Here is a 22512-nt window from a genome sequence, read left to right as displayed (position 1 = left end):
GGGAAGTCGACAAACGTTGTGAGAAAGAAAGAAGGGTCCAGCGTGGAGGTCAAGATCGGTGTCACGGACAGCCCGCGCGAGCTCACCTTCAACAGCGCGCAGACACCCACTGAGGTGGAGCAGCAGGTCACCGACGCACTCGCCACGGATTCGGGTGTGCTGGCGTTGACCGATGAGAAGGGACGGCGATTCCTGGTGCAGAACAGCCGGATCGCCTATGTGGAGATCGGCGCCGCCGACGTGCGTCGGGTCGGTTTCGGCGTGGGGGCGGAATCCGCCTGAGTTCTACGACCGCGTGAGTGGCACGTGTGACAGTCCGCCCCAGGCGAACTGCACCGTGCCGTCCACGGCGGTATTCCGGTCGATCGGCCGTTCATTGGTCAGCCAGTACCGCGCCGAGTCGACGCTGATGGCCACCAGTCCGACCGCGATCATCCTGGCGCGGTGTGCCTCCAGGCCCGAATCGCGGCTGATCAGATCGAACACCGCATCGGTGCAGGCTTCGGTCGCCACCTTCACCTGAGCCGCCACCTGCGGCTCGCTGACGTAGTCATTCTCGAAAATCAGCCGGTACCCCTGGCTGTCGTGCTCGATGAAATCAAAGAACGCCTCGACCGCGGCGCGCAGCCGCTGCCGGTTGTCGGTCGTGGTGCGCAGGGCCTGGCGCACACCGGACACCAGGTTGTCGACATGGCGCTGCAGCACTGCCAGATACAGCTCGAGCTTCGACGAGAAGTGTTGATACAGAACGGGTTTGCTCACACCTGCGCGTTCGGCGATCTCGTCCATCCCCGCCGCGTGGTATCCGCGTTCCACGAACACCTCGCTGGCGGCTGCCAACAGCTGTCCGCGCCGCTCGTCACGAGGCAGGCGGTTGCCGCGTCGACCACCGGTCGCAGGCTTGTCGCCTCTCCTCTCGGCGGTGTTGGCGAGATCGCTCATCAGGTCCTCAATCTGTATTGCTCTGGCGCACTTGAACATGTTCATCCGAGCCGCTGATCGCACCGACACTACTACCGTGACGCGTCACTGCCGTCGCGCGGGCGACGCGAAACGGCATGGATTTCGAAATGACACCGGCGAGGTCACGGCATAGCTGCGCTCCGAACCGATCCACAGGACTCTGTGCCATTCTGGTCCGGTGACCTACGACCCGGGACGTCGCGGGGGTGGCCGTGTCCCGGCGCTGCGCAACGAGTGGCGGGAGCCGCTACGCGCTCAGCGAGATCCGATTGCCTCCGATTCAGGACGAGCCAGATCCAACCGCGACGACCATCAGCAATGGCGTAAGCAGACGTGGATCGGCCGCTTCGTGTCCACGTACGGCTGGCGCGCGTATGCGCTGCCGATCCTGATCGTGCTGACCGTGGTGGTCATGTACCAGACGATCACCGGTACCAGCGCGCCGCACTCCGCGCAGGAAGAGGAGGGTCCGGTTCAGGGCCCACCCACGATCGACGTGGCCAGCACCTCGATCATCGGCGCGCCGCCCAAGGGTCTGACCCAGTTCGACGCGAACCTGCCCACCGGGATCCTGCCCGCCGGCGGCCAGTTCACCGAGGCCGGCGCCCGGACCTGGCGGATCGTGCCGGGCACCACCCCGAAGATCGGCCAGGGCACCACGAAGTCGTTCACCTACAGCGTCGAGGTCGAGGACGGGGTGGACACCACCTCCTTCGGAGGCGACGACGGTTTTGCCCGGATGGTCAGCGAGACCCTGGCCAATCCGAAGAGCTGGACGCACAACGGTCTGTTCGCCTTCACCCGGGTCGACGAGACCAGCGGTGTCGAACCCGATTTCCGGGTGTCACTGACCTCTCCGATGACGGTGCGGGAGGGCTGTGGCTACGACATCGAGCTGGAATCGTCGTGCTACAACCCGTCGTACGACGGACATCAACCCCGTGTCTTCGTCAACGAGGCCCGTTGGGTGCGCGGCGCGGTGCCGTTCCAGGGGGACATCGGGTCCTACCGCCAGTACCTGATCAACCATGAGGTTGGTCACGCCATCGGGTACCAGCGGCATGAGGCCTGTGAAGCCAACGGCAAGCTGGCGCCGATCATGATGCAGCAGACGTTCTCCACCTCGAACGACGATGCCGCGAAGTTCGACCCCGGAACCGTCACGGCCGATGGTCTGACGTGCAAGTTCAATCCCTGGCCGTACCCGATCGCCTGACCGCTGCCGCCGTGGTGGGTCTCGCCGCGCGGCACGCGCATCGACATCGGTGGCTGGACGCGCAGTGGGTGCGATCGCGGTGGGCGGGGCACGGGAAGCATCGGCACCGGATTACCGTTGTGGGTACGAGCAGCTGGGACGATGAACTGATCATCTGAAACTGAGGAGACATCCGGTGTCCGCGAATTTGGACGTGTCGTTACCGCCGTTGGTCGAGCCGGCCGCCGAGCTGACGCGGGAAGAAGTGACGCGCTACAGCCGGCACCTGATCATTCCGGATGTCGGCGTGATCGGGCAGAAGCGGCTGAAGAACGCCAAAGTGCTGGTGATCGGGGCCGGTGGGCTCGGTTCACCGACACTGCTGTACCTGGCCGCGGCCGGGGTGGGCACCATCGGCATCGTCGAGTTCGACGTCGTCGACGAGTCCAACCTGCAGCGGCAGATCATCCACGGTCAGTCCGACATCGGGCGGTCCAAGGCGCAGAGCGCCAGGGATTCGGTTCTCGAGATCAACCCGCTGGTGACGGTGAATCTGCACGAGTTCCGGTTGGAACCCGACAATGCGGTGGAGCTGTTCAGCCAGTACGACCTGATCCTCGACGGCACCGACAACTTCGCCACCCGCTACCTGGTCAACGATGCCGCGGTGCTGGCAGGCAAGCCGTATGTGTGGGGTTCGATCTACCGGTTCGAGGGCCAGGTGTCGGTGTTCTGGGAGGACGCTCCCGACGGACTGGGTCTGAACTACCGCGATCTCTATCCCGAGCCGCCGCCGCCGGGCATGGTGCCTTCGTGCGCCGAAGGCGGCGTGCTGGGCATCCTGTGCGCCTCGATCGCGTCGGTGATGGGGACCGAGGCAATCAAGCTCATCACCGGTATCGGCGAGCCATTGCTGGGCCGGCTGATGGTCTATGACGCGCTGGACATGACCTACCGCACCATCCGGATCCGCAAGGACCCGGCGACTCCCAAGATCACTGAGTTGATCGATTACGAGGCCTTCTGCGGCGTCGTCTCGGATGCCGCCGCGGAGGCCGCTGCCGGGTCGACGGTCACCCCGCTGGAGCTCAAGGAGCTCATCGACTCCGGGAAACCGTTGGCGCTGATCGATGTCCGCGAGCCTGTCGAGTGGGATATCAATCACATCGAGGGTGCCGAGCTCATCCCGAAACCGACGTTCGAGTCGGGTGACGCACTGGCCAAGCTCCCGGTGGACCGGACACCGGTGCTGTACTGCAAGACCGGGATCCGTTCGGCTGAGGTGCTCGCCATCGTCAAGAAGGCCGGTTTCTCCGACGCGGTGCATCTGCAGGGCGGAATTGTGGCCTGGGCCAAGCAACTCGAGCCCGACATGGTGATGTACTGACCGCTGGTTTGCCGGTCAACACCTTAGGCTGAGGTTGTGAGTGTGGAACGGCCGCCGGAACATGTGCTGGCGGCGTTCGGCCTGTCCGGGGTGCGCCCGGTACCGCTCGGCTCAGGCTGGGAGGGTGGCTGGCGCTGCGGCGAGGTAGTGATGTCGATGGTGCCCGAGCACGCCCGTGCGGCGTGGTCGGCCAAGGTTCGGGAATCGCTGTTCATCGACGGCGTGCGGCTGGCCCGCCCGGTCCGCTCGACGGACGGCCGGTACGTGGTCGCCGGGTGGCGTGCCGACACCTTCGTCGCCGGGACTCCCGAGCCCCGTCACGACGAGGTGGTGTCGGCCGCAGTGCGATTGCACGAGGCGACCGCGAAACTGGAGCGGCCCCGCTTCCTCACCCAGCCGCCCGTCGCGCCATGGGCCGACGTCGACGTGTTCATCGCCGCCGACCGGGCGGCCTGGGAGGACCGGCCGCTGCATTCGTTGCCGCCCGGCGCGAGGGTCTCGCCCGGTTCGTCGGACGGTCAACGCTCGGTCGAACTGATCAATCAGTTGGCCGGGTTGCGCAGGCCAACCAAGAGCTCCAGTCAACTGGTCCACGGTGACCTTTACGGCACAGTGCTTTTCGCCGGGACGGCGGCGCCCGGAATCACCGACATCACCCCGTACTGGCGCCCTGCCCCGTGGGCTGCGGGTGTCGTGGTGATCGACGCACTGTCCTGGGGCGACGCCGACGACGGTCTGGTCGAGCGCTGGCAATCGCTGCCCGAATGGCCGCAGATGTTGTTGCGGGCATTGATGTTCCGCCTCGCCGTTCACGCGCTGCACCCGCGATCCACCGCCGCGGCTTTCCCGGGCCTGGCCCGCACTGCCTCGCTGGTCCGGCTGATCCTGTAGCTCACCTTTCCCTCGCGAGCAGACACAAACTCGCACACATCAGGTGTCGCCAATGAGTTCGCGTCTGCTCGCGGTCAGAACTGGTGGCGGTACTCGGCCAGGCGGACCCGCCCGTCGACTGCCAGCACCCCTTCGGCGCGCAGCCGCTCCAGCTGCCGGGTGGCCAGGTGCGGGGCCGGGCGCCCCGATGCCGGGATCACCCGGTGCCAGGGCAGGTCCGAGGAGTCGGTCCGCATGATCCAACCGACGATCCGGGGACTGGAAAGCTCTGCGGCATCGGCAATGTCGCCGTACGTGCACACGCGGCCCGACGGGATCGCGGCGACCAGTGCGCGCACGGTTTCCACCTGTTCCTCGGTGACGGCAGGCATGTCAGCCCAGTTGCTCGAGGATCAGCTTCGCGGTCTCGGCGGGCTTGGCCTGGGCCACCATGTGATCGCAGTCCCAATCCAGCAGCGTGAAATCCGGGCCCAGTTGTCCGCTGAGCGCGGCGATGAGACCGTCTCGCGCATACGGCGGGCTGGTGCGGGTGGCGCGGACCAGCACCGTGGGTGTGCCCTTGCGTGGCAGCGCAACCGGGCGGGCCAGCTCGCTCCAATACGACATCATCGCCGGGATGCTGATCCGCCACCCGTAGCGGCCGCCGGGTAGTTCGACGAGGTGCTCGTCGAGGTCACGGTCCAACTCCTCGGGTGCTACCTCGCCCCACGAACCGTTGGCCTTCTCCGCGCGCGCCTCGGCGCGGTCGGGGTAGTCGGGCGAGGCCAGCATGGAATCTGCGATGTCACGCATCCACCCGCCGTCGAGTTCGACCGCGGGGTCCAACAGCACCAGCCCGCTGACCAGATCAGGATGTGCGGCAGCCAGTTTGAGTGCCACCGCACCGCCGAACGAATGCCCGGCCACCAGCGTCGGGCCGTCCAACAGTGACGCCAGGGCATCGACATTGGCGTCGAGCGTCCACGGCGCGGCCCACGATGAGCGCCCATGCCCGAGCAGATCCGGTGCCAGCACGGCCACCTCGGGTAGGTGCTGTTCGGCCAATGTCTTCCAGCGTTCGCCGTGCCCGGTCAAACCGTGGACGAGCAACAGGCGGGCCGGGTCGGCGGGACCGTAACGGTGGACGTGCAACTTCTCGGCTGACATTCGTTCATGCTGCCAGGAGTCGCCGCTCCGCTACTTGTCGGGCTGTTCGCTCCAATCCGCTCCGCTACTTGTCGGGTCTTTCGCTCCAATCCGCTCCGCTACTTGTCGGTCCCGTCTGGTGTCATCTCCTCCATGACCACACACCACATCGAACCGGCACTGACCGGCACCGAGCTGCTGGTACCAGGGCGCGGCGGTGTGGTGCGGGTGTTGGGCGGGCCGGGCACCGGCAAGAGCTCGCTGTTGATCCGCACGGCGGTCGAGCACATCGCGGCGGGCACCGGTCCCGAGTCGGTGCTGTTGCTGACCGGGTCGGCCCGGTTGCGGGGCGAGGCCAGGGCCGCCATCACCGCCCGCCTGCTCGGGGCGGGCACGCACGGCGTCGTGCGGGAACCGATGGTGCGCACCGTGCATTCGTATGCGTTCGCGCTGCTGCGGCTGGCGGCTCAGCGCAATGGCGATCCGCCACCGCGGCTGATCACCACCGCCGAACAGGACGGCATCATCCGGGAACTGCTGGCCGGAGATATCGAGGATGGCGCGGATTCCCTTGTGGGCTGGCCGGAGCAGCTCTGGCCCGCGCTGAGTACCGCAGGCTTTGCCACCGAGCTGCGTGATCTGATGGCCCGCTGCACCGAGCGCGGCGTGGATCCGCGGGCGCTGCAACGGCTGGGTCGGTCGGCTGGGCGCCCGGAATGGTTGGCGGCGGGCCGGTTTGCCCAGGCCTACGAGCAGATCATGTTGTTGCGGTCGGCCGTCGGGATGGCCGCGCCGCAGGCCACGGTCCCCGCGCTGGGGGCGGCCGAACTGGTCGGAGCGGCGCTGGAGGCGCTCGGGACCGACGCGGATCTGCTGGCCGCCGAGCGGGCGCGGATCAGCCTGCTGCTGGTCGACGACGCCCAACACCTCGACCCGCAGGCCGCGTTGTTGGTGCGGGTGCTGGCCGCCGGGGCGGGTTTGACCGTCATCGCGGGCGACCCGGACCAGACGGTGTTCTCCTATCGCGGCGCCGATCCGGTGTTGTTGGGCGATCACGGCGGTGAGGATGCCCCGGCGATCGTCCTCACCCAGTCGCGCCGCTGCGCCCCCGCGGTCGCTGCGGCGATCTCGGGTATCGCCCGCCGGTTGCCCGGGGTGGGGGCCGGGCGTGCGATGGAAGGCAACCCGGAGCATGAACAGGGTGAGGTGACGCTGCGGTTGGCGGCTACGCCGCACGCCGAGAACGCCTACATCGCCGACGCACTGCGCCGTGCTCATCTGGTCGACGGGGTGCCCTGGTCCGAGATGGCGGTGGTGGTGCGTTCGGTTCCGCGGGTGGGCGCGGCACTGGCACGGGCATTGAGCGGGGCCGGGGTGCCGGTGCACGCCACGGGTGCCGATCTGGGGCTGGCCCAACAGCCTGCGGTCGCGGCCTTGCTGACGGTGTTGGAGGTGACGGCGGCCGGGAGACTCGATGGCGACAGCGCGATCAACCTGCTCACCGGTCCGATCGGACGCGTCGACCCGGTGACGCTGCGGCAGTTGCGACGGGCGCTGCGGCGTGCCGATGGGTCCACGCCACCAAGGGATTTCACCGATCTGCTCATTGCCGCGATCGAAGCGGAGCCGACTGGGTTGTCGGCCGAACACGCCAAGCCGCTGCGCCGGCTGCGGTCGGTGCTGGCCGCCGCCCGTCGCAGCCAGCGGGACGGCGCCGATCCGCGTCACACCCTGTGGCAGGCCTGGAACGCCTGCCGGTTGCAGCCGCGCTGGTTGGCCGCCAGTGAGCGGGGCGGCACCATCGGCGCCCAGGCCGACCGTGACCTGGACGCAGTGACCACGCTGTTCGATGTGGCCGATCAGTATGTGAGCCGCACGGCGGGGGCATCACTGCGTGGGCTGGTGGACCACGTGGCGACCTTGGGTTCGTCGATGTCGGCCTCGGATTCGAACGCAAGGCCTGACGCGGTCTCGGTGCTCAGCGCGCACGCCGCGCTCGGCCGTGAATGGGACTTCGTGGTGATCGCCGGAGTGCAGGAAGGACTGTGGCCCAATACCATTCCGCGGGGCGGGATCCTGGGTACGCAAAATCTCGTGGATGTGCTCGACGGGGTGGCCGCGCCCGATGACCGCGCGGTGTCGACGCGCGCGCCCTTGCTCGCCGAGGAACGGCGGCTGTTGATGGCAGCGATGGGTCGGGCGCGGACCCGGCTGCTGGTGACCGCGGTCGACAGCGATGGCGGGGACGAATCGCTGTTGCCGTCCCTGTTCTGTGCCGAACTGGCGGAGGTGGCAACGGAATCCGTGCCGCTTCCGCCATTGGCGGCACCGCGGGTGCTGCTGCCGTCGGCGGTGGTCGGCCGGCTGCGGGCTGTCGTGTGCGCGCCGGAGGGTGCTGTCGACGACGAGTCCAGGACCTGCGCGGCAACCCAATTGGCCAGGCTGGCCGCAGCCGGGGTGCCGGGGGCGGATCCTTCGCAATGGCACACCATGACGGCGTTGTCCACCGAGGAGCCGCTGTGGTCTGAAGCCGACGGCGTGGCACCTGAGGTTGTGTTGTCCCCGTCCACGCTGCAGATGCTCACCGACTGCCCGCTGCGCTGGCTGCTGGAGCGCCACGGCGGCAGTGACGGGCGCGACGTGCGTTCGACGGTCGGGTCGTTGCTGCATGCGCTGGTCGCAGACTCTGGAAAGACCGAGAGTCAGCTGGTCAACGATCTGGAAAAGGTCTGGGAAGACCTGCCTTTCGAGGCGAGGTGGTACTCGGACAACGAGTTGTCCCGTCACCGGGAGATGCTGGAAACCTTCACCAGGTGGCGCGCGGACTCCCGGGCACAGTTGACCGAGGTTGCGACCGAGATCGATGTCGAGGGCGTGCTCGTCGAGCCGGGTCTCGACGGGCCGGGCGTTCGGGTGCGGGGCCGGCTGGATCGGCTGGAGCGGGATCAGGCGGATCGGCTCGTCGTGGTCGACCTCAAGACCGGTAAGAGTCCGGTCACCAAGGACGATGCGCAGAAGCACGCCCAGCTGGCCACGTATCAGCTGGCGGTGGCCGCGGGATTACTGCCGCAGGGAGATCAGCCGGGCGGGGGCCGGTTGGTATACCTGGGCAAGGCGGGCGCGGCGGGCGCCACCGAACGCGAACAGGATCCGATGACACCAGATACTCGCGCCGATTGGCTGGGAACGGTCAGCAGTGCGGCGGCGGCCACTGCCGGGCCGCAGTTCGTGGCCCGCGTCAACGACGGTTGCGCGAACTGCCCGGTGCGTTCGTCGTGCCCGGCCCAGGCTGCGGGGGACCGGTCATGACGGAATCCACGCCGGCCGGGGTGCGGTACAGCCCGGCCGAATTGTCCTCCGCGCTGGGACTGTTCCCGCCGACCGAGGAGCAGGCCGCGGTGATCGCCGCACCGCCGGGGCCGTTGGTGGTCATCGCGGGCGCGGGCGCCGGTAAGACCGAGACCATGGCGGCCCGGGTCGTGTGGTTGGTGGCCAATGGCTATGCCACCCCCTCACAGCTACTGGGCCTGACCTTCACCCGCAAGGCCGCGGGCCAGTTGTTGCGCCGGGTACGGACCCGGCTGGCCCGCCTTGCCGGTGCCGGTCTGGCACCGGTGTCCGGTGGCGCCGACGAAATCGCCACGGTCAGTACCTATCACGCGTTCGCCGGCACCCTGCTGCGCGAGCACGGGCTGCTGCTCCCGGTCGAGCCGGACACCCGGCTGCTCAGCGAGACGGAGCTGTGGCAGCTGGCCTTCGACGTGGTGTGTGCGCACCCGGGGGAGTTGGCCGTCGAGAAGACGCCGGCCGCTGTCACCGGCATGGTGCTGCGTCTGGCCGGCGCGCTGGCCGAACACCTGGTGGACACCGATCAGCTGCGTGATACGCACGTGGAGCTGGAGCGGTTGGTGCACACGCTGCCTGCCGGCCCCTATCAGCGTGACCGTGGCCCCAGCCAGTGGCTGCTCAAGATGCTGGCCACCCAGACCGAACGCACCGAGCTGGTGCCGTTGATCGACGCGCTGCATCAGCGGATGCGCGCCGACAAGGTGATGGATTTCGGTATGCAGATGTCCGCGGCGGCACGGCTGGCGGCGAATTTCCCGCAGGTCGGTGAGCAACTGCGGCAGCGTTTCCGGGTGGTGCTGCTGGACGAGTACCAGGACACCGGGCACGCGCAGCGGGTGGCGCTGTCCTCGCTGTTCGGCGGCGGCGTCGACGAAGGCCTGGCACTGACCGCGGTGGGAGACCCGATCCAGTCGATCTATGGCTGGCGGGGTGCGTCGGCGACCAACCTGCCCCGGTTCACCACAGATTTTCCGCTGACCGACGGGAGTCCCGCGCCGACGCTGGAACTGCGCACCAGTTGGCGCAATCCGCCGAGTGCCCTGCATCTGGCCAACGCGGTATCGGCCGAAGCCCGGCGTCGTTCGGTGACGGTGCATGAACTGCGGCCCAGGCCCGATGCCGAGCCGGGCACCATCCGGTGTGCGCTGCTCAACGATGTCGAGACCGAACGTGATTGGGTCGCAGACCATCTGGCCCGGATCTACCACGGGGCCGTGGCACAGGGGACGGCCACGCCGACCGCAGCGGTGCTGGTGCGGCGTAACGCCGACGCCGCGCCGATGGCCGAGGCGCTCAGCGCGCGCGGGGTGCCGGCCGAGGTGGTCGGGGTGGCCGGACTGTTGGCGGTGCCCGAGGTGGCCGACCTGGTCGCGATGCTGCGGCTGGTGGCCGATCCCGCCGCGGGGTCCGCGGTGATGCGGGTGCTGACGGGTCCGCGGTGGCGGTTCGGCGCCCGCGACATCGCCGCGCTGTGGCGCCGGGCCAGGGAACTCGACGTTCGACCGGTGGGGGAGCCCAGCGCCGCGGAGATCGTCGCTCAGGCCGCTCCCGATGCGGATTCAGCCTGCCTGGCCGACGCGCTCTGCGATCCCGGTGCCGCCGAACACTATTCACCTGCGGGCTATCAGCGGATCGAGGCGCTGGGGCGTGAGCTGACCATGTTGCGGGCGCATCTGAGCCACCCGCTGCCCGAGTTGGTGGCCGAGGTGCGACGGGTCGCAGGACTGGATGCCGAGGCCCGCGCCGCCCGTCCGGTGGCGGCGGGGTGGACCGGGACCGAGAACCTCGACACGTTCTGTGATCTTGTCGCCGAGTTCGCCGGGCGGTCGGGTGGGTCGGTGCTCGCGCTGCTGGCCTACCTGGATGTGGCGACCGAGGTGGAGAACGGCCTGGCGCCCGCCGAATTGACGGTGTCGCACGACCGGGTGCAGATCCTGACCGTGCACGCCGCCAAGGGGTTGGAATGGCAGGTGGTGGCGGTGCCACACCTGAGCGGCCGGGTATTCCCGTCGACGGCATCGGCACGGACCTGGCTCACAGACTCGTCGGATCTGCCTCCATTGCTGCGTGGCGATCGTGCGACCGAGTCGGAGTTGGGTGTGCCCGTGCTCGACACCTCCGACATCAACGATCGGAAGATCCTGTCGGACAAGATCTCTGATCACAAGCGCAGCCTCGAACAGCGGCGCATCGACGAGGAGCGCCGGTTGCTCTATGTCGCGATCACCCGCTCGGAGGACACCCTGCTGATCTCCGGACATCACTGGGGTGCCACCGAGAGCAAGCCGCGCGGCCCCTCGGAGTTCTTGTGCGAGATCAAGACCATCGTCGAGGATGCCGCAGCGCAGGGGCAGCCGTGTGGCGAGATCGAACAGTGGGCTCCCGAGCCGTCGGCCGGTGAGGTCAACCCGTTGCGGGACAAGGCTGTCGAAGCGATCTGGCCGGCGGCCCCGGCCAGGGAGACCGACGTCGACCGGGGTGCGGCGCTCGTGGCGCAGGCGTTGGCCGACGGCAGCCGGACCGAAGCGGGCTCGGGGCAGGCTGCCGACACCCCCGACCACGCCGACGCCGACGCGGAGGGCTGGGCCGCCGATGTCGATGCACTTCTGGCCGAGCGGGATCGTGCGCCACAGGTCGCTTCGCTCGCACTGCCCGGGCAGGTGTCGGTCAGCACCTTGGTGGAGTTGAGCCGTGATCGGGACGCTGCGTTGCAGCGCCTGCACCGGAGATTGCCTCAACGTCCGGATCCGCATGCGCTGCTGGGCAGTGCTTTTCACGAGTGGGTCCAGCGGTTCTTCCATTCGGAGCGGCTGTTCGACCTCGACGACATCCCCGGTGCGGTGGACAGTGACAGCGGACGCGCAAGCGCCGCCGAACTGTCGGAACTGCAGGACGCTTTCGTCATGTCGTCGTGGGCGGCACGCACCCCGATCGAGGTGGAGGTGCCCTTCGACATGGCGATCGGAACGACCAGGACGACCGTCGTGCGCGGCCGTATCGACGCGGTGTTCGCAGACGAGGACGGCACGACCACCGTGGTCGACTGGAAGACGGGCGAGCCGCCGACCACGCCGGAAGCCATGGCGCAGGCCGCGATTCAGCTCGCGGTGTATCGCCTGGCCTGGGCGTCGCTGCGCGGGTGTGCACCGGAGTCGGTGCGGGCCGCATTCCACTATGTGCGCTCGGGGCGGACTGTCAGCCCCGAATCGCTGCCAGGGGAAGACGAATTGGTTGCCCTGCTGACCGAGCCCGCGGCGTCGTCGAGCGGTGTGCGGGAGTTCTAGGCGTATACCGGTCAGGTGATGGTGGTGCCCACCAGAAGGCCGATCAGATAGGTGATCACGAGGGCCAGGCCGCCGCCGATCACGTTGCGCAGCACCGCGCGTCCCTTCGGCGCCCCACCCAGCCCGGCCGATACCGCCCCGGTGAGCATCAGCGCCAGCAGCACCGCCACCACGGTCACCGGGATACGCCATGTTGTCGGCGGGACCAGGATCGCGATCAACGGCAGTAGCGCGCCGATGGTGAACGACAGCGCCGAGGATGCTGCGGCCTGCCAAGGATTGGTCAGCTCTTTGGGGTCGATCCCCAATTCGACCTCGGCGTGCGCGGCGAAGGCGTCGTGGTCGGTGAGTTCCTCGGCCACCGTGCGCGCAGTCGCGGTGGACAAGCCCTTGGCCTCGTAGAGCGCGCTCAACTCGTCCAATTCGGCGGCCGGGTCGTCACGCAGCTCGCGGCGTTCCTTGCGCAGCAGGGCGCGCTCGGTGTCGCGTTGCGTGCTGACCGAGACGTACTCGCCCAACGCCATCGAGACTGCGCCGGCGGCCAGGCCTGCGATGCCGGCGGTCAGGATCGGCGCTTGCTCCACCGTCGCCGCGGCCACGCCCACCACGATGCCTGCGGTGGAGACGATGCCGTCGTTGGCGCCCAAAACCCCGGCGCGCAGCCAGTTCAGCTTCGACGAGAGTGACCCGACGTGCGGCTCGGAGGGATGGCTGGGATTCGTCACGATCCCGACCATATCGATCGAAACCGCGCGCCACCAGCAACGATAGCCTTGCCAAACCTTGGCTCGGGAGGGGGTAGAGCGCGAGCCAGGCGGTGAAACCCGTTGATGGCCAGGTGTTCTGGCGGTGAGGCTACGAGTTGCGGTACACCCGCAGTGCCGTGGTGATCATCGGGATCTGCAGCGGCAGCCGCGCGATCGCCACGATCCGCATGGGCCACGGCTTGTCCCACCACAGCCGGACCATGTTCACGTTGCCGGGGAACACGGCGATGAACAGGGCCACGGCGGCCAGTGCACCGAGGCGCCGGGTGCGGGGCGCGGCGAGCAGCGCGCCGGTGGCCAGCTCGCCGACGCCGGAGGCGTAGGTGTAGAACCGGGCGCTGCCGGGCAGCTCGGCCGGGATGATCGAGTCGAAGGGTTTGGGCGCGACGAAGTGCAGCGTGCCCATGCCCAGGAGCAGGGCCGCCATGCGTTGGGCGGTGGGTGCGGAGGAGATCCGCTGAGGCTCGGGTGCGGTCATGGTTACATTGTGGCGTGCGTCTGATCGGAACGATCCCGGCACATCCCGGGGTGCTTTGCTCGATGATGGGGTCGCGTGGCTAAAGGCAGGCTGCGGCGCCGGCTCGCCGCGATGGACCCGAACCTGACTTCGCGCCCGGATGCCGCGCTCGTCGATGTGCTGCGCATCCCCGAGCCGTTCGTCAGCCCGGCCCGCAAGATCTTCATGCGGGTGCTGTACGCGTTGGGAGCGCTGTTCGCGGCGGTGCTCATCGTCTACGCGGACCGCTACGGGTATCGGGACAACGACAGTGTCCCGGATCCCGACAATCCGTTGACGTTCCTGGATTGCCTGTACTACGCGACGGTGTCGCTGTCGACCACGGGCTACGGCGACATCACGCCGTACTCGGATTCGGCCCGGCTGGTGAACGTCATCGTCATCACGCCACTGCGGGTGGCCTTCCTGATCGTTCTCATCGGTACCACCGTGGAAACCCTGACCACCCAATCCCGGCAGGCGCTGAAGATTCAGCGATGGAGGAACAAAGTGCGCAACCACACCGTCGTCATCGGATACGGCACCAAGGGCCGGACGGCGGTCGCCGCAATGGTCGGCGACGAGGTCTCCCCGGCCGACATCGTCGTCGTCGACGAGAACGCGGCCGCGTTGGAACGCGCCAAGGGCGCGGGGTTGGTGACCGTGCACGGCGACGCCACCAATTCCGGTGTATTGCGGCTGGCGGGTGCCCAGCACGCTAAGTCGATCATCGTCGCGGCGGACAACGACGCCAGCGCGGTACTGGTCACGTTGACGGCCCGCGAATTGGCCCCCAAAGCCAAGATCATCGCGGCGGTGCGAGAGTCGGACAACCTGCACCTGCTCAAACAGTCGGGCGCGGACTCCACGGTGGTGTCGTCCGAGACCGCCGGCCGGCTGCTCGGTATCGCGACGCAGACCCCGAGCGTGGTGGAGATGATGGAGGATCTGCTGACTCCCGACGCCGGGTTCGCCATCGCCGAGCGCGAGGTCACGCCCAAGGAGGAGGGGGGCTCTCCGCGCCATCTGCACGACATCGTGCTGGGTGTGGTGCGTGGCGGCCGGTTGGTACGGGTCGACGCGCCAGAGGTCGATGCGCTGGAGGCGGGCGACCGGCTGCTCTACATCCGCAGCGCGGACGCTGAGCGATGACGCATAGAACATTCGGCCTGCGCAACGTTCCTCTGCTCTCGCGGGTCGGTGCCGACCGTGCCGATGCCCTGCGCACCGATATCGACGCCGCGACCGAAGGTTGGAAGGACGCGCTGCTGCTACGCGTCGACCGGCGCAACCAGGTGCTGATCTCAGGTGGCCAGGTGGTCCTGGGCAAGGCTTCGAGCCTGGGCACCGACAAGCCGCCGGAGCACGCGGTGTTTTTGGGACGGCTCGCCGATGGGCGGCACGTCTGGGGCATTCGCAGCGCTCTGGAGGGGCCCGAGGACCCGGGCCAGCCGGTCGAGGTGCTCGACCTACGCCGGGCAGGCGAGGTCTTCGACGATGTCAGCGCCCAGTTGGTGGCGACTGCGACGGCGTTGCTGAACTGGCACGATCGGGCCCGGTTCAGCGCGGTGGACGGTGGCGCGACCAAACCGGCAAAAGGCGGTTGGTCCCGCGTCGACCCGGTCAACGGCCATGAGGAGTTCCCGCGCATCGACCCGGCGGTGATCTGCCTGGTTCATGACGGCTTCGACCGCGCCGTACTGGCCCGGCAGACGGTGTGGCCCGAGCGGTTGTTCTCGATCCTCGCCGGTTTCGTCGAGGCCGGTGAGTCCTTCGAGACCTGTGTGGTGCGGGAGATCTCCGAGGAGATCGGTATCACTGTGACCGATGTGCAGTACCTGGGGAGTCAGCCGTGGCCGTTCCCGCGGTCGCTGATGGTCGGCTTCCACGCCGTCGGCGATCCCGAGCAGCCGTTCTCGTTCAACGACGGCGAGATCGCCGAGGCCGGGTGGTTCACCCGGGCCGAGATCCGCGAGGCGCTGGACCAGGGGGACTGGGGTGCGGCCGACGGCGATTCCCGGTCACGGTTGCTGCTGCCCGGCTCGATTTCGATCGCTCGCGAGATCATCGAATCCTGGGCGGCGCTGGACTGAGGCAGCTAGCCGAGTTTGGCCTTGACCTGCTTGATGGTCGGGTTGGTCAGCGTCGACCCGTCGGCGAACTTCAAGGTCGGTACCACGTGGTTACCGCCGTTGACCGACCCGACGAACTCGGCGGCGGCCGGATCCTGCTCGATGTCGACCTCGGTCCAGGCGATGCCCTCTGACTTCAAAGCCATCTTGAGTCGCGAGCAGTAGCCGCACCATGTCGTGGTGTACATGGTCACAGTGGGTGTAGCAGTCATAGTGCACATAACGTAGCTGAACGGCTGCCTGATCCCCGCGGTGACGCAGGTCTCCGGCCCGCAGCGGTAAGTTGCCAATCTGCAATGGGACGGAGCCGAACATGACCCGATTGGTACCGCCGGTGGCCGGCGACCCGCATGTGCTCGACGAGCTGCGGCTACAGGTGCGCGCGTTCGTCGCCGAGCAACAGCGGGCCGGCAGGATCGGCCGGTATGCCGACAGTTGGCTGACCGGTTGGGACGAGGACTTCAGCCGGGCGCTGGCTGCCAACGGCTGGTTGGGCATGACGGTGCCGGTCGCCTACGGCGGGCACGGACGCAGCCACCAGGAACGCTTCGTGGTCACCGAGGAGCTGCTGGCGGCCGGGGCTCCGGTGGGGGCGCACTGGATCGCCGACCGGCAGATTGTCCCGTCCCTGCTCAAGTACGGCACCGAGGAGCAGCGACGAAAGTTCTTACCCGCCATCGCCAAAGGCGAGTGCTACTTCGGAATCGGTATGAGCGAGCCGGATTCCGGATCGGACCTGGCCAGCGTGCGAACCAAGGCGGTGCAGGTCGACGGGGGTTGGGCGATCACCGGTGCGAAGGTGTGGACGTCGGGAGCGCATCTGGCCCACGCGTTCATCTGCCTGGCGCGGAGTGCGCCGGTGGACCCCGCACACCGCCACGACGGCCTGAGCCAGTTCATCGTCGACCTGCACGCGCCGGGCGTGGATATCCGGCCCATCATCTCGATGAACGGCAAGCACCATTTCAACGAGGTGATCCTCGATGAGGTGTTCGTACCCGATGCCATGGTGTTCGGCACCATCGGCAACGGTTGGCAGCAAGTGACCTCCGAGCTCAGCTTCGAACGCAGTGGGCCCGAGCGCTTCCTGTCGACCTTCCCGCTGCTCGCCGACATCGCCTCGTACATGCGCGACGGATCTCTGCCGCGCCACACCGATCTGGGGCGCTATCTGGCCCGCGTCACCGGACTGCACCAGATGTCGATGGCGGTCGCGGGAGCACTGGAGCGGCACGAGCCGGCCGACACTGCGGCGGCTGTGGTCAAGGTGCTCGGAACGTCCACAGAAGGCGACATCGCCGATTTCGCCGACGTTCTCGGGGAGACGGAGGACGAGAGCTACGACGCGATGCTGGCCGATGCCGTGGCCCAGCGACCGGGGTTCACCCTGCGCGGCGGTACCAACGAGGTGTTGCGTGGGGTTATTGCGCGGGGATTGGGGATGAGATGAGTGTCGACACCGAACTGGTCGAGATGATGTCGGCGGTGTTCGCCGCGCACCGGGAGAAGTTCGCGCCCGGTGAGGGTGTCGCTGAATTGTGGGACCAGCTGCGGGAACTTGGGCTGGTCCGGCTGACCGGAGCCGAGGATTGCGGCGGTAGCGGGGCCGGCTGGGCCGAGGCCGCCGAGTTACTGCGCGCGGCGGCTGGGCACGGCGTGAGAATCCCGCTGGCCGAACACGATCTGCTGGCTTGCTGGCTTTTGGAGACGGCTGGGCTGGAGGTCGACGACGCGCGACGCACCGCCTGCCTGCTCGACGCCGACGGTGCGGCTCGCGGGGTGCCGTGGGCGGCGGACTCCGAACGGGTGGTGGTGCTCTGGCGAGACGATGCGGGCTACCGCCTGGCCGACGTGGACACGGCGTCGCTGGGGATCATTCCCGGCCGCAACCGGGCGGGGGAGCCGCGCGATGACGTCAGAGCAAATCTCGCCGAATTGAGTGGAACGACGTTGTCCGACAACGCCTTCGAGCAGTTCACCTGTCGCGCCGCACTGGTGCGGGCGATTCAGGTGTGCGCCGCGCTCGATCGGATCCTGGCGATGTCGGTGGCTCACACTACGGAGCGCATCCAGTTCGGGAGGCCGCTGGCGAAGTTCCAGGCGGTACAGAACCTGGTGGCCGACATCGCTGCCGAGGCGGCGCTGGCTCGAGCGGCCACCGACGGTGCGTTGGCCGAGGCGCTGCGTTCGGATTGGTCATCGCCACAGTTGGATTTCCTTGTCGCAGTCGCACGTTCCTGCGTCGGCCATGCCACGTCAGTGGTCGCGCGCAACGCTCATCAGGTCCACGGTGCGATCGGTACCACCCGCGAGCACAGACTGCACGAGTTCACCATGCCGGCATTGTCGTGGCGTTCGGAGTACGGGTCGGTCGCGCAATGGGACGACAAACTGACCGATTACGCCACTCGGGCGGGTGCGGACGGGTTGTGGGCGTTGGTCACTGGTGCCGGCGAATAGCTCCCGCGCCACGAGGAGCGTATCGCCGATCGGAATGTCGACGATATGACACCGGCTGTCCTATGCGACTATTAGCGGAACTGGGTATTCTTCGCCGTGGGCAGGAGGTGTTATGAGCGCTCTGTTGCGTGCTGTGCGACAACAGCGGGGCATGACGCTTGAGGGGCTCGCCGAGGCGACCGGGTTGACCAAAAGTTACCTGTCGAAGGTGGAACGCCAGCGGTCCACCCCGTCGATCGCGGTGGCGATGAAGTTGGCGCGTGCGCTCGAGGTCGATGTCGCACAGTTGTTTTCCGAGGACCCGGCGGTCACAACGTTGTCCATCGACCGTGCGGGCGAGCGGGGCAACAACCGCTATCACGCCGTGGCCGCGGGCATGCTCGGAAAGTCGATGTCGCCGTTCATCGTGCGACCGACACTCAAGTTCGCCGAACACCCGCACCCGGAGCACGCCGGGCAGGAGCTGGTGTTCGTCCATGCAGGCGTCGTGGAACTGCGCTACCAGGACGACCTGGTCACCCTGGAACCCGGCGATTGCGCGTATTTCGACGCATCGTTACCGCACCAGCTGCGGCAGCGGGGGAGCACGCCCAGTGAGGTGCTGGTGATCACCCACACCGAGTACGGCCGTAATCGCTGACTTAAGTTCAGGACCCGCGCGAGCACTTGAGGTTCACGTGCACGGTGGGAATGGGCTCCAGATCTGGCAGGCCGTGAATCGTGACGGTCTTCGCCTGCGGCCGTAGGACCACTGAGCGGACATCGGCCACCGTGCACTGACTGAGCGGGCCGCTGCCGACCCGGTTGATGATCACCCGGTTGCCTTCGGCCTGCAGTCGCGCGATGGTTTCGGCGGCCGACGGTCCGGTCGGAGCCGCTGCGGCGACCGCGGCGCCGACAGTGAGGCCGCCGGCGACTGCGCCCATAGAAAGCGCCGTGATGGTTGCGATGTGCTTCATGGCTTTCCACTCCTTCTCGATGGTCTGAGTAGTACGCCTCCAACCATAGGACACAATGTGTCACAAAGGAAACGTATTGTTGGTCAGCCGCTGTCGGCGTGAAAGGCGCACGTTTTGAGCGGGTTTCGCCCGGCGGAGCTGTGCCTAGGCCGACGCTCCCAACGGAGTGCCGGCCACATTGCGTCGGTACCAGGGGCGGCCGTGCCAACGCTGGTAGTGCCAGACTGTGCTCGGTAGGAGGCCGCGCTTGTGTAGCCAATAGCCGCTGGGCGTGGACAGGTTGGGATCTTGGCGGCCGACGGTGATCTCGCCGAGAACAACACCCTCTCCTTCGTCGGCCCGTCGCTCGGCGACGATCTCGCCTGATGCCGTGGTGATCATGGTCGAGCCCTCGAAGTGGCCGCGGTATGTCGCCGGTAGCCACGGCATTGAGCATTCGAGGTGGCCTGCGTGGGCCGCGTGCACGCAGGGTGCGCCGATGTAACGGGAGAACGAGGTCGCCGCTGTGCGGGCGGTGAGTCGGTTGGCGTGCTCAAGATGGTCGAACACGGCATGTGGTCGCCACCGGGGGATGGACCACCAGCCCGACCCGGTCATGAGGAGGTCCACGCGACCCCGCAGGCGTCGGACTGTCCCCGTGCGCATCAGCTCCCAGCACACGGCGGCGCCTACCTGATACCCGCCGGCGTCGATGATGCCGTCGTCATTGCCGCCCACATAGAACGCGTTTTCCCACATGGTGGGGAGATCCTTGTCGTGGCGCCCGACGACGCCGGTCGGATCGGCGAGAAAATACGCGTTACGGACGTGTCCGTCGGGGTCGCGGCACAGGAAAGAACCGCCGACCAGGGCCGAGTGCCGACGGGCGAGCGTGGTGAGAAGCTGTGTCGCCGGGCCGTTGGGCGGCAACGCCGCGTCGGCCAGCGAGGCTGCGAAACCGATTCCCGTGGAGAAGAACTCCGGTAACGCGATGATCCGTGCCCCCGCATGCCCGGCTTCATCGCCGAGTCGTTCGCAGGCGGCCAGGTTGGCCGGAACATCGGCGAGTGCCGCGTCGAGTTGGACTGCCGCTGCCAGAACCATGATCGAACACTCCTCGGATTGTGATTGCGCACTGGACACGTGGTGTCACCTGTTGGCAAGCGTAGCTGGCGCCAGGCACCGTTGACAGGAGGACACAATGTGTCCTACGGTCATTCTTGTGTCGCTGGTCCCTCAAGAGAAAGGCAGACCGAGATGACGACCACGCTTGGTGATTCGAAACAAGTTCTGATGCAGCGTGCCCTCGATGGCTTGTCGACCCATATCGAGGAGTCCACCCTGACAACGCGGCAAAAACTGGCGTTGACGTGTCGAGCACTTTTCGATGCGGGCCACGACTCCGGCCTGGCCGGTCAGATCACCGCGCGGGCCGGCAAGCCCGGAACCTACTACACCCAACGACTGGGGCTGGGCTTCGACGAGATCTCCGAAGACAATCTGCTACTGGTCGACGAAGATCTCAACGTCCTCGAGGGTGAGGGAATGGCCAACCCCGCCAATCGATTCCATACCTGGATCTACCGCTCCCGGCCCGACGTCCAGTGCATCGTGCACACGCACCCGTTCCACGTCGCGGCGCTGTCCATGCTGGAAGTCCCGCTGCAGGTATCGCAAATGGACATCGCGCCCCTGTACGACGATTGCGCCTTCCTGGCCGACTGGCCCGGTGTTCCGGTCGGCAACGAAGAGGGCGAGATCATCAGCGCCGCACTGGGGGACAAGAAGGCGATCCTGTTGGCCCACCATGGTCATGTGATCGCCGGAGCGAGCATCGAGGAATCATGCTCGCTGGCGATGCTGATCGAGCGCGGCGCCAAGCTGCAACTGGCTGCGATGGCGGCGGGCACGATCGCCGAATTGCCGCCGCGGCTGGCGCGCGAGGCCCACGACTGGACGCTGCGGCCCAAACGCAGCCAGGCCAACTTCGCCTACTACGCCCGGCGCGCGCTGCGCAACCACCCCGACGCGCTCACCAGTTGAGCATCCCAGCACGCCCCAGCCCGATTCGGATTCGAACCGCAAAGGACAACCAGAATGACCGCCAACACTGAGATCCACGGAATTCTCGCCTATCCGGTGACCCCGTTCACCGACGACCATCAGATTGACACGGGCAAGCTGGCTGCCCTGGTCGAACGCCTGGTGGCCGGGGGAGCGCACGGTATCGTCCCGCTGGGCAGCACCGGTGAGTCGGCGTACCTCACCGAAGCCGAGTTCGATGCCGTCATCGACACCACGATCGGGGTGGTCAACCGGCGGGTGCCCGTCATCATCGGCGCCTCAGATCTGACCACCGCCAACACCATCCGCCGGGCGCAATATGCCGAGCGGGCCGGTGCCGATGCGGTCATGGTGCTGCCGATCTCGTATTGGAAGTTGTCCGAACGGGAGATCGTCCAGCACTATGCGTCCATCGGCGCTGCGATCGGCATTCCGATCATGGTCTACAACAACCCGGCGACCAGTGGCATCGACATGCGACCGGAGCTGTTGGTGCAGATGTTCAACGACATCGACAACGTCACCATGGTCAAGGAATCGACCGGTGACATCACCCGCATGGAGCGCCTGTCCGAGCTCACCGACGGCAGGTTGCCGTTCTACAACGGCAGTAATCCCATGATTCTCAAGGCCTTCAAGGCGGGAGCGAGGGGCTGGTGTACAGCGGCGCCGAACCTGCTGCCGCAGCCGTGCCTGGATCTCTACGCAGCGGCACAGGTCGGAGACTGGACGAAGGCCGAGGCCATCTACACCGAACTCAAGCCCTTCCTGGAGTTCATCGTCGCCGGTGGTCTGCCCACGACGATCAAGGGCGGCCTGGAACTGGTGGGCCAGGGCGTCGGCGTGCCGCGGTTGCCGTTGCTCCCGCTCGACGGCGAGGGGCGCGAGGAACTGAGCCGGCTCCTCGCCGTGTCGTGAGGGGCGGCGGCATGGATTGCGCCACCCCGGCGTTGGGCAATGCCACCGCGACGACGTTGCTCGCGGCCGGGCTGATCTTCCTGCTGGCATTGGCACTCGGAGTGTGGAAGTACCGGCAGATGGCCACTTCCGCGCAGCACGTCGCCCATCCGTATGTCGACATCGCCCATCGTGCATCGCTGCTGTACGCGTTCGCGACGCTGCTGACCGCGGTGTTCGTCGAACTCAGTGCGTGGCCGGACTGGGTCAACCTGACTGCGGCGATGGTGCTGGTGTTCTTCTTCCTCGCCGCGATCATCAGCTACATCGTGCACGGCGCCCGGCGTGACACGACGAATCAGTTCGAACACCCGGGTGCCGGGCTGCACGTCTCGATGGCGCTGCTGATCGTCGGTGAGATCGGCGGATTCGCGGTTCTGCTCGTCGGATTCGTGGTCGGACAATGGGGCTGAGTTGCCCGGGCGGGGCGCGATCCGGCTAGACATCCCAGGACCGTAAGTTGTCAAGCGGCCGTGGTGTCGGGCGTGGTTTGGCGGTGTGCCCA

General features: G+C 67.4%; 22 protein-coding genes. 14 read left to right on the top strand and 8 right to left on the bottom strand.

The annotated features are described in order from the left end of the window. Positions 1–42: 42 nt before the first annotated feature. Positions 43–282, top strand: coding sequence for a DUF3107 domain-containing protein (locus AC4ELH_RS14330; protein ID WP_064878179.1), 240 nt, complete (start codon positions 43–45; stop codon positions 280–282). Positions 283–285: 3 nt separating this feature from the next. On the opposite strand, the gene fasR is transcribed toward AC4ELH_RS14330, so the two are convergent. Next, entirely contained in the window at positions 286–942 is a 657-nt protein-coding gene (gene fasR, locus AC4ELH_RS14325; RefSeq protein WP_055119841.1) for an HTH-type transcriptional activator FasR, read from the bottom strand. Between the two features lie 199 nt (positions 943–1141). Between fasR and AC4ELH_RS14320 the strand changes: the two genes are divergently transcribed. The 3 genes from AC4ELH_RS14320 to AC4ELH_RS14310 all read left to right on the top strand — a co-directional run bounded on the left by AC4ELH_RS14320 (position 1142) and on the right by AC4ELH_RS14310 (position 4436). After that, positions 1142–2179: a DUF3152 domain-containing protein gene (locus tag AC4ELH_RS14320; RefSeq protein WP_064878181.1), complete on the top strand. Its 1038-nt coding sequence runs from the start codon at positions 1142–1144 to the stop codon at positions 2177–2179. Positions 2180–2366: 187 nt separating this feature from the next. After that, the gene (gene moeZ / locus AC4ELH_RS14315) at positions 2367–3545 is read left to right on the top strand and encodes an adenylyltransferase/sulfurtransferase MoeZ (RefSeq protein ID WP_088304606.1); all 1179 of its coding nucleotides are present in this window, start codon (positions 2367–2369) and stop codon (positions 3543–3545) included. Between the two features lie 36 nt (positions 3546–3581). Then, the gene (locus AC4ELH_RS14310; RefSeq protein WP_055112101.1) at positions 3582–4436 is read left to right on the top strand and encodes a TIGR02569 family protein; all 855 of its coding nucleotides are present in this window, start codon (positions 3582–3584) and stop codon (positions 4434–4436) included. A gap of 74 nt (positions 4437–4510) precedes the next feature. Here AC4ELH_RS14310 and AC4ELH_RS14305 read toward each other — a convergent pair whose 3' ends face one another. Both AC4ELH_RS14305 and AC4ELH_RS14300 read right to left on the bottom strand, forming a co-directional pair. Continuing rightward, positions 4511–4807, bottom strand: coding sequence for an MGMT family protein (locus AC4ELH_RS14305; protein WP_064888270.1), 297 nt, complete (start codon positions 4805–4807; stop codon positions 4511–4513). 1 nt (position 4808) lies between these two features. Then, positions 4809–5582, bottom strand: a complete 774-nt coding sequence (locus tag AC4ELH_RS14300; RefSeq protein WP_448442651.1) for an alpha/beta fold hydrolase — start codon at positions 5580–5582, stop codon at positions 4809–4811. 132 nt (positions 5583–5714) lie between these two features. Here AC4ELH_RS14300 and AC4ELH_RS14295 point away from each other — a divergent pair, with 132 nt between their 5' ends. Continuing rightward, on the top strand, positions 5715–8870 hold the full coding sequence (locus tag AC4ELH_RS14295) for an ATP-dependent helicase (RefSeq protein ID WP_498885072.1): 3156 nt from the start codon (positions 5715–5717) through the stop codon (positions 8868–8870). Further along, positions 8867–12193, top strand: a complete 3327-nt coding sequence (locus AC4ELH_RS14290; protein WP_498885070.1) for an ATP-dependent helicase — start codon at positions 8867–8869, stop codon at positions 12191–12193. Before AC4ELH_RS14295 ends, AC4ELH_RS14290 begins: the two co-directional genes overlap by 4 nt. A gap of 11 nt (positions 12194–12204) precedes the next feature. Here AC4ELH_RS14290 and AC4ELH_RS14285 read toward each other — a convergent pair whose 3' ends face one another. Beyond that, positions 12205–12930: a VIT1/CCC1 transporter family protein gene (locus AC4ELH_RS14285; protein WP_436971751.1), complete on the bottom strand. Its 726-nt coding sequence runs from the start codon at positions 12928–12930 to the stop codon at positions 12205–12207. A gap of 118 nt (positions 12931–13048) precedes the next feature. Beyond that, on the bottom strand, positions 13049–13438 hold the full coding sequence (locus tag AC4ELH_RS14280; protein ID WP_064888262.1) for a DoxX family protein: 390 nt from the start codon (positions 13436–13438) through the stop codon (positions 13049–13051). 75 nt (positions 13439–13513) lie between these two features. On the opposite strand from AC4ELH_RS14280, the gene AC4ELH_RS14275 reads away from it, so the two are divergent. Further along, positions 13514–14608, top strand: a complete 1095-nt coding sequence (locus AC4ELH_RS14275) for a potassium channel family protein (protein WP_055112111.1) — start codon at positions 13514–13516, stop codon at positions 14606–14608. Further along, positions 14605–15549: an NAD(+) diphosphatase gene (gene nudC, locus AC4ELH_RS14270; RefSeq protein WP_448442659.1), complete on the top strand. Its 945-nt coding sequence runs from the start codon at positions 14605–14607 to the stop codon at positions 15547–15549. The genes AC4ELH_RS14275 and nudC overlap by 4 nt, the downstream gene beginning before the upstream one ends. A 5-nt stretch (positions 15550–15554) precedes the next feature. Here nudC and mrx1 read toward each other — a convergent pair whose 3' ends face one another. Next, positions 15555–15800, bottom strand: coding sequence for a mycoredoxin Mrx1 (gene mrx1, locus AC4ELH_RS14265; RefSeq protein WP_054601722.1), 246 nt, complete (start codon positions 15798–15800; stop codon positions 15555–15557). 101 nt (positions 15801–15901) lie between these two features. Here mrx1 and AC4ELH_RS14260 point away from each other — a divergent pair, with 101 nt between their 5' ends. From AC4ELH_RS14260 to AC4ELH_RS14250, 3 genes are all read left to right on the top strand, one after another. Beyond that, positions 15902–17038: an acyl-CoA dehydrogenase family protein gene (locus AC4ELH_RS14260; protein ID WP_064959496.1), complete on the top strand. Its 1137-nt coding sequence runs from the start codon at positions 15902–15904 to the stop codon at positions 17036–17038. After that, positions 17035–18048: an acyl-CoA dehydrogenase family protein gene (locus AC4ELH_RS14255; RefSeq protein ID WP_498885066.1), complete on the top strand. Its 1014-nt coding sequence runs from the start codon at positions 17035–17037 to the stop codon at positions 18046–18048. Before AC4ELH_RS14260 ends, AC4ELH_RS14255 begins: the two co-directional genes overlap by 4 nt. 112 nt (positions 18049–18160) lie before the next feature. Beyond that, positions 18161–18688, top strand: coding sequence for a helix-turn-helix domain-containing protein (locus AC4ELH_RS14250; protein ID WP_064888253.1), 528 nt, complete (start codon positions 18161–18163; stop codon positions 18686–18688). Between the two features lie 7 nt (positions 18689–18695). Here AC4ELH_RS14250 and AC4ELH_RS14245 read toward each other — a convergent pair whose 3' ends face one another. Both AC4ELH_RS14245 and AC4ELH_RS14240 read right to left on the bottom strand, forming a co-directional pair. Continuing rightward, entirely contained in the window at positions 18696–19007 is a 312-nt protein-coding gene (locus AC4ELH_RS14245) for a hypothetical protein (protein WP_463790020.1), read from the bottom strand. A gap of 144 nt (positions 19008–19151) precedes the next feature. Next, a complete protein-coding gene (locus AC4ELH_RS14240; RefSeq protein ID WP_498885063.1) occupies positions 19152–20090 on the bottom strand; it encodes a carbon-nitrogen hydrolase family protein in 939 nt (312 codons plus the stop codon). A 153-nt stretch (positions 20091–20243) separates the two neighbouring features. Here AC4ELH_RS14240 and AC4ELH_RS14235 point away from each other — a divergent pair, with 153 nt between their 5' ends. Genes AC4ELH_RS14235 through AC4ELH_RS14225 form a run of 3 tightly spaced genes read left to right on the top strand, consistent with a single transcriptional unit; the run spans position 20244 to position 22420 of the window. Then, the gene (locus tag AC4ELH_RS14235; protein ID WP_463790022.1) at positions 20244–21029 is read left to right on the top strand and encodes an aldolase; all 786 of its coding nucleotides are present in this window, start codon (positions 20244–20246) and stop codon (positions 21027–21029) included. A gap of 54 nt (positions 21030–21083) precedes the next feature. Then, entirely contained in the window at positions 21084–21968 is an 885-nt protein-coding gene (locus AC4ELH_RS14230) for a dihydrodipicolinate synthase family protein (RefSeq protein ID WP_064878824.1), read from the top strand. Between the two features lie 11 nt (positions 21969–21979). Continuing rightward, positions 21980–22420, top strand: coding sequence for a hypothetical protein (locus tag AC4ELH_RS14225; protein WP_448442673.1), 441 nt, complete (start codon positions 21980–21982; stop codon positions 22418–22420). Positions 22421–22512 lie beyond the last annotated feature (92 nt).

The organism is Mycobacterium shunyiense, assembly GCF_058270075.1.
Note: the sequence above shows the minus strand (reverse complement) of the source record. Positions and strands in the feature narration are given on the sequence as shown.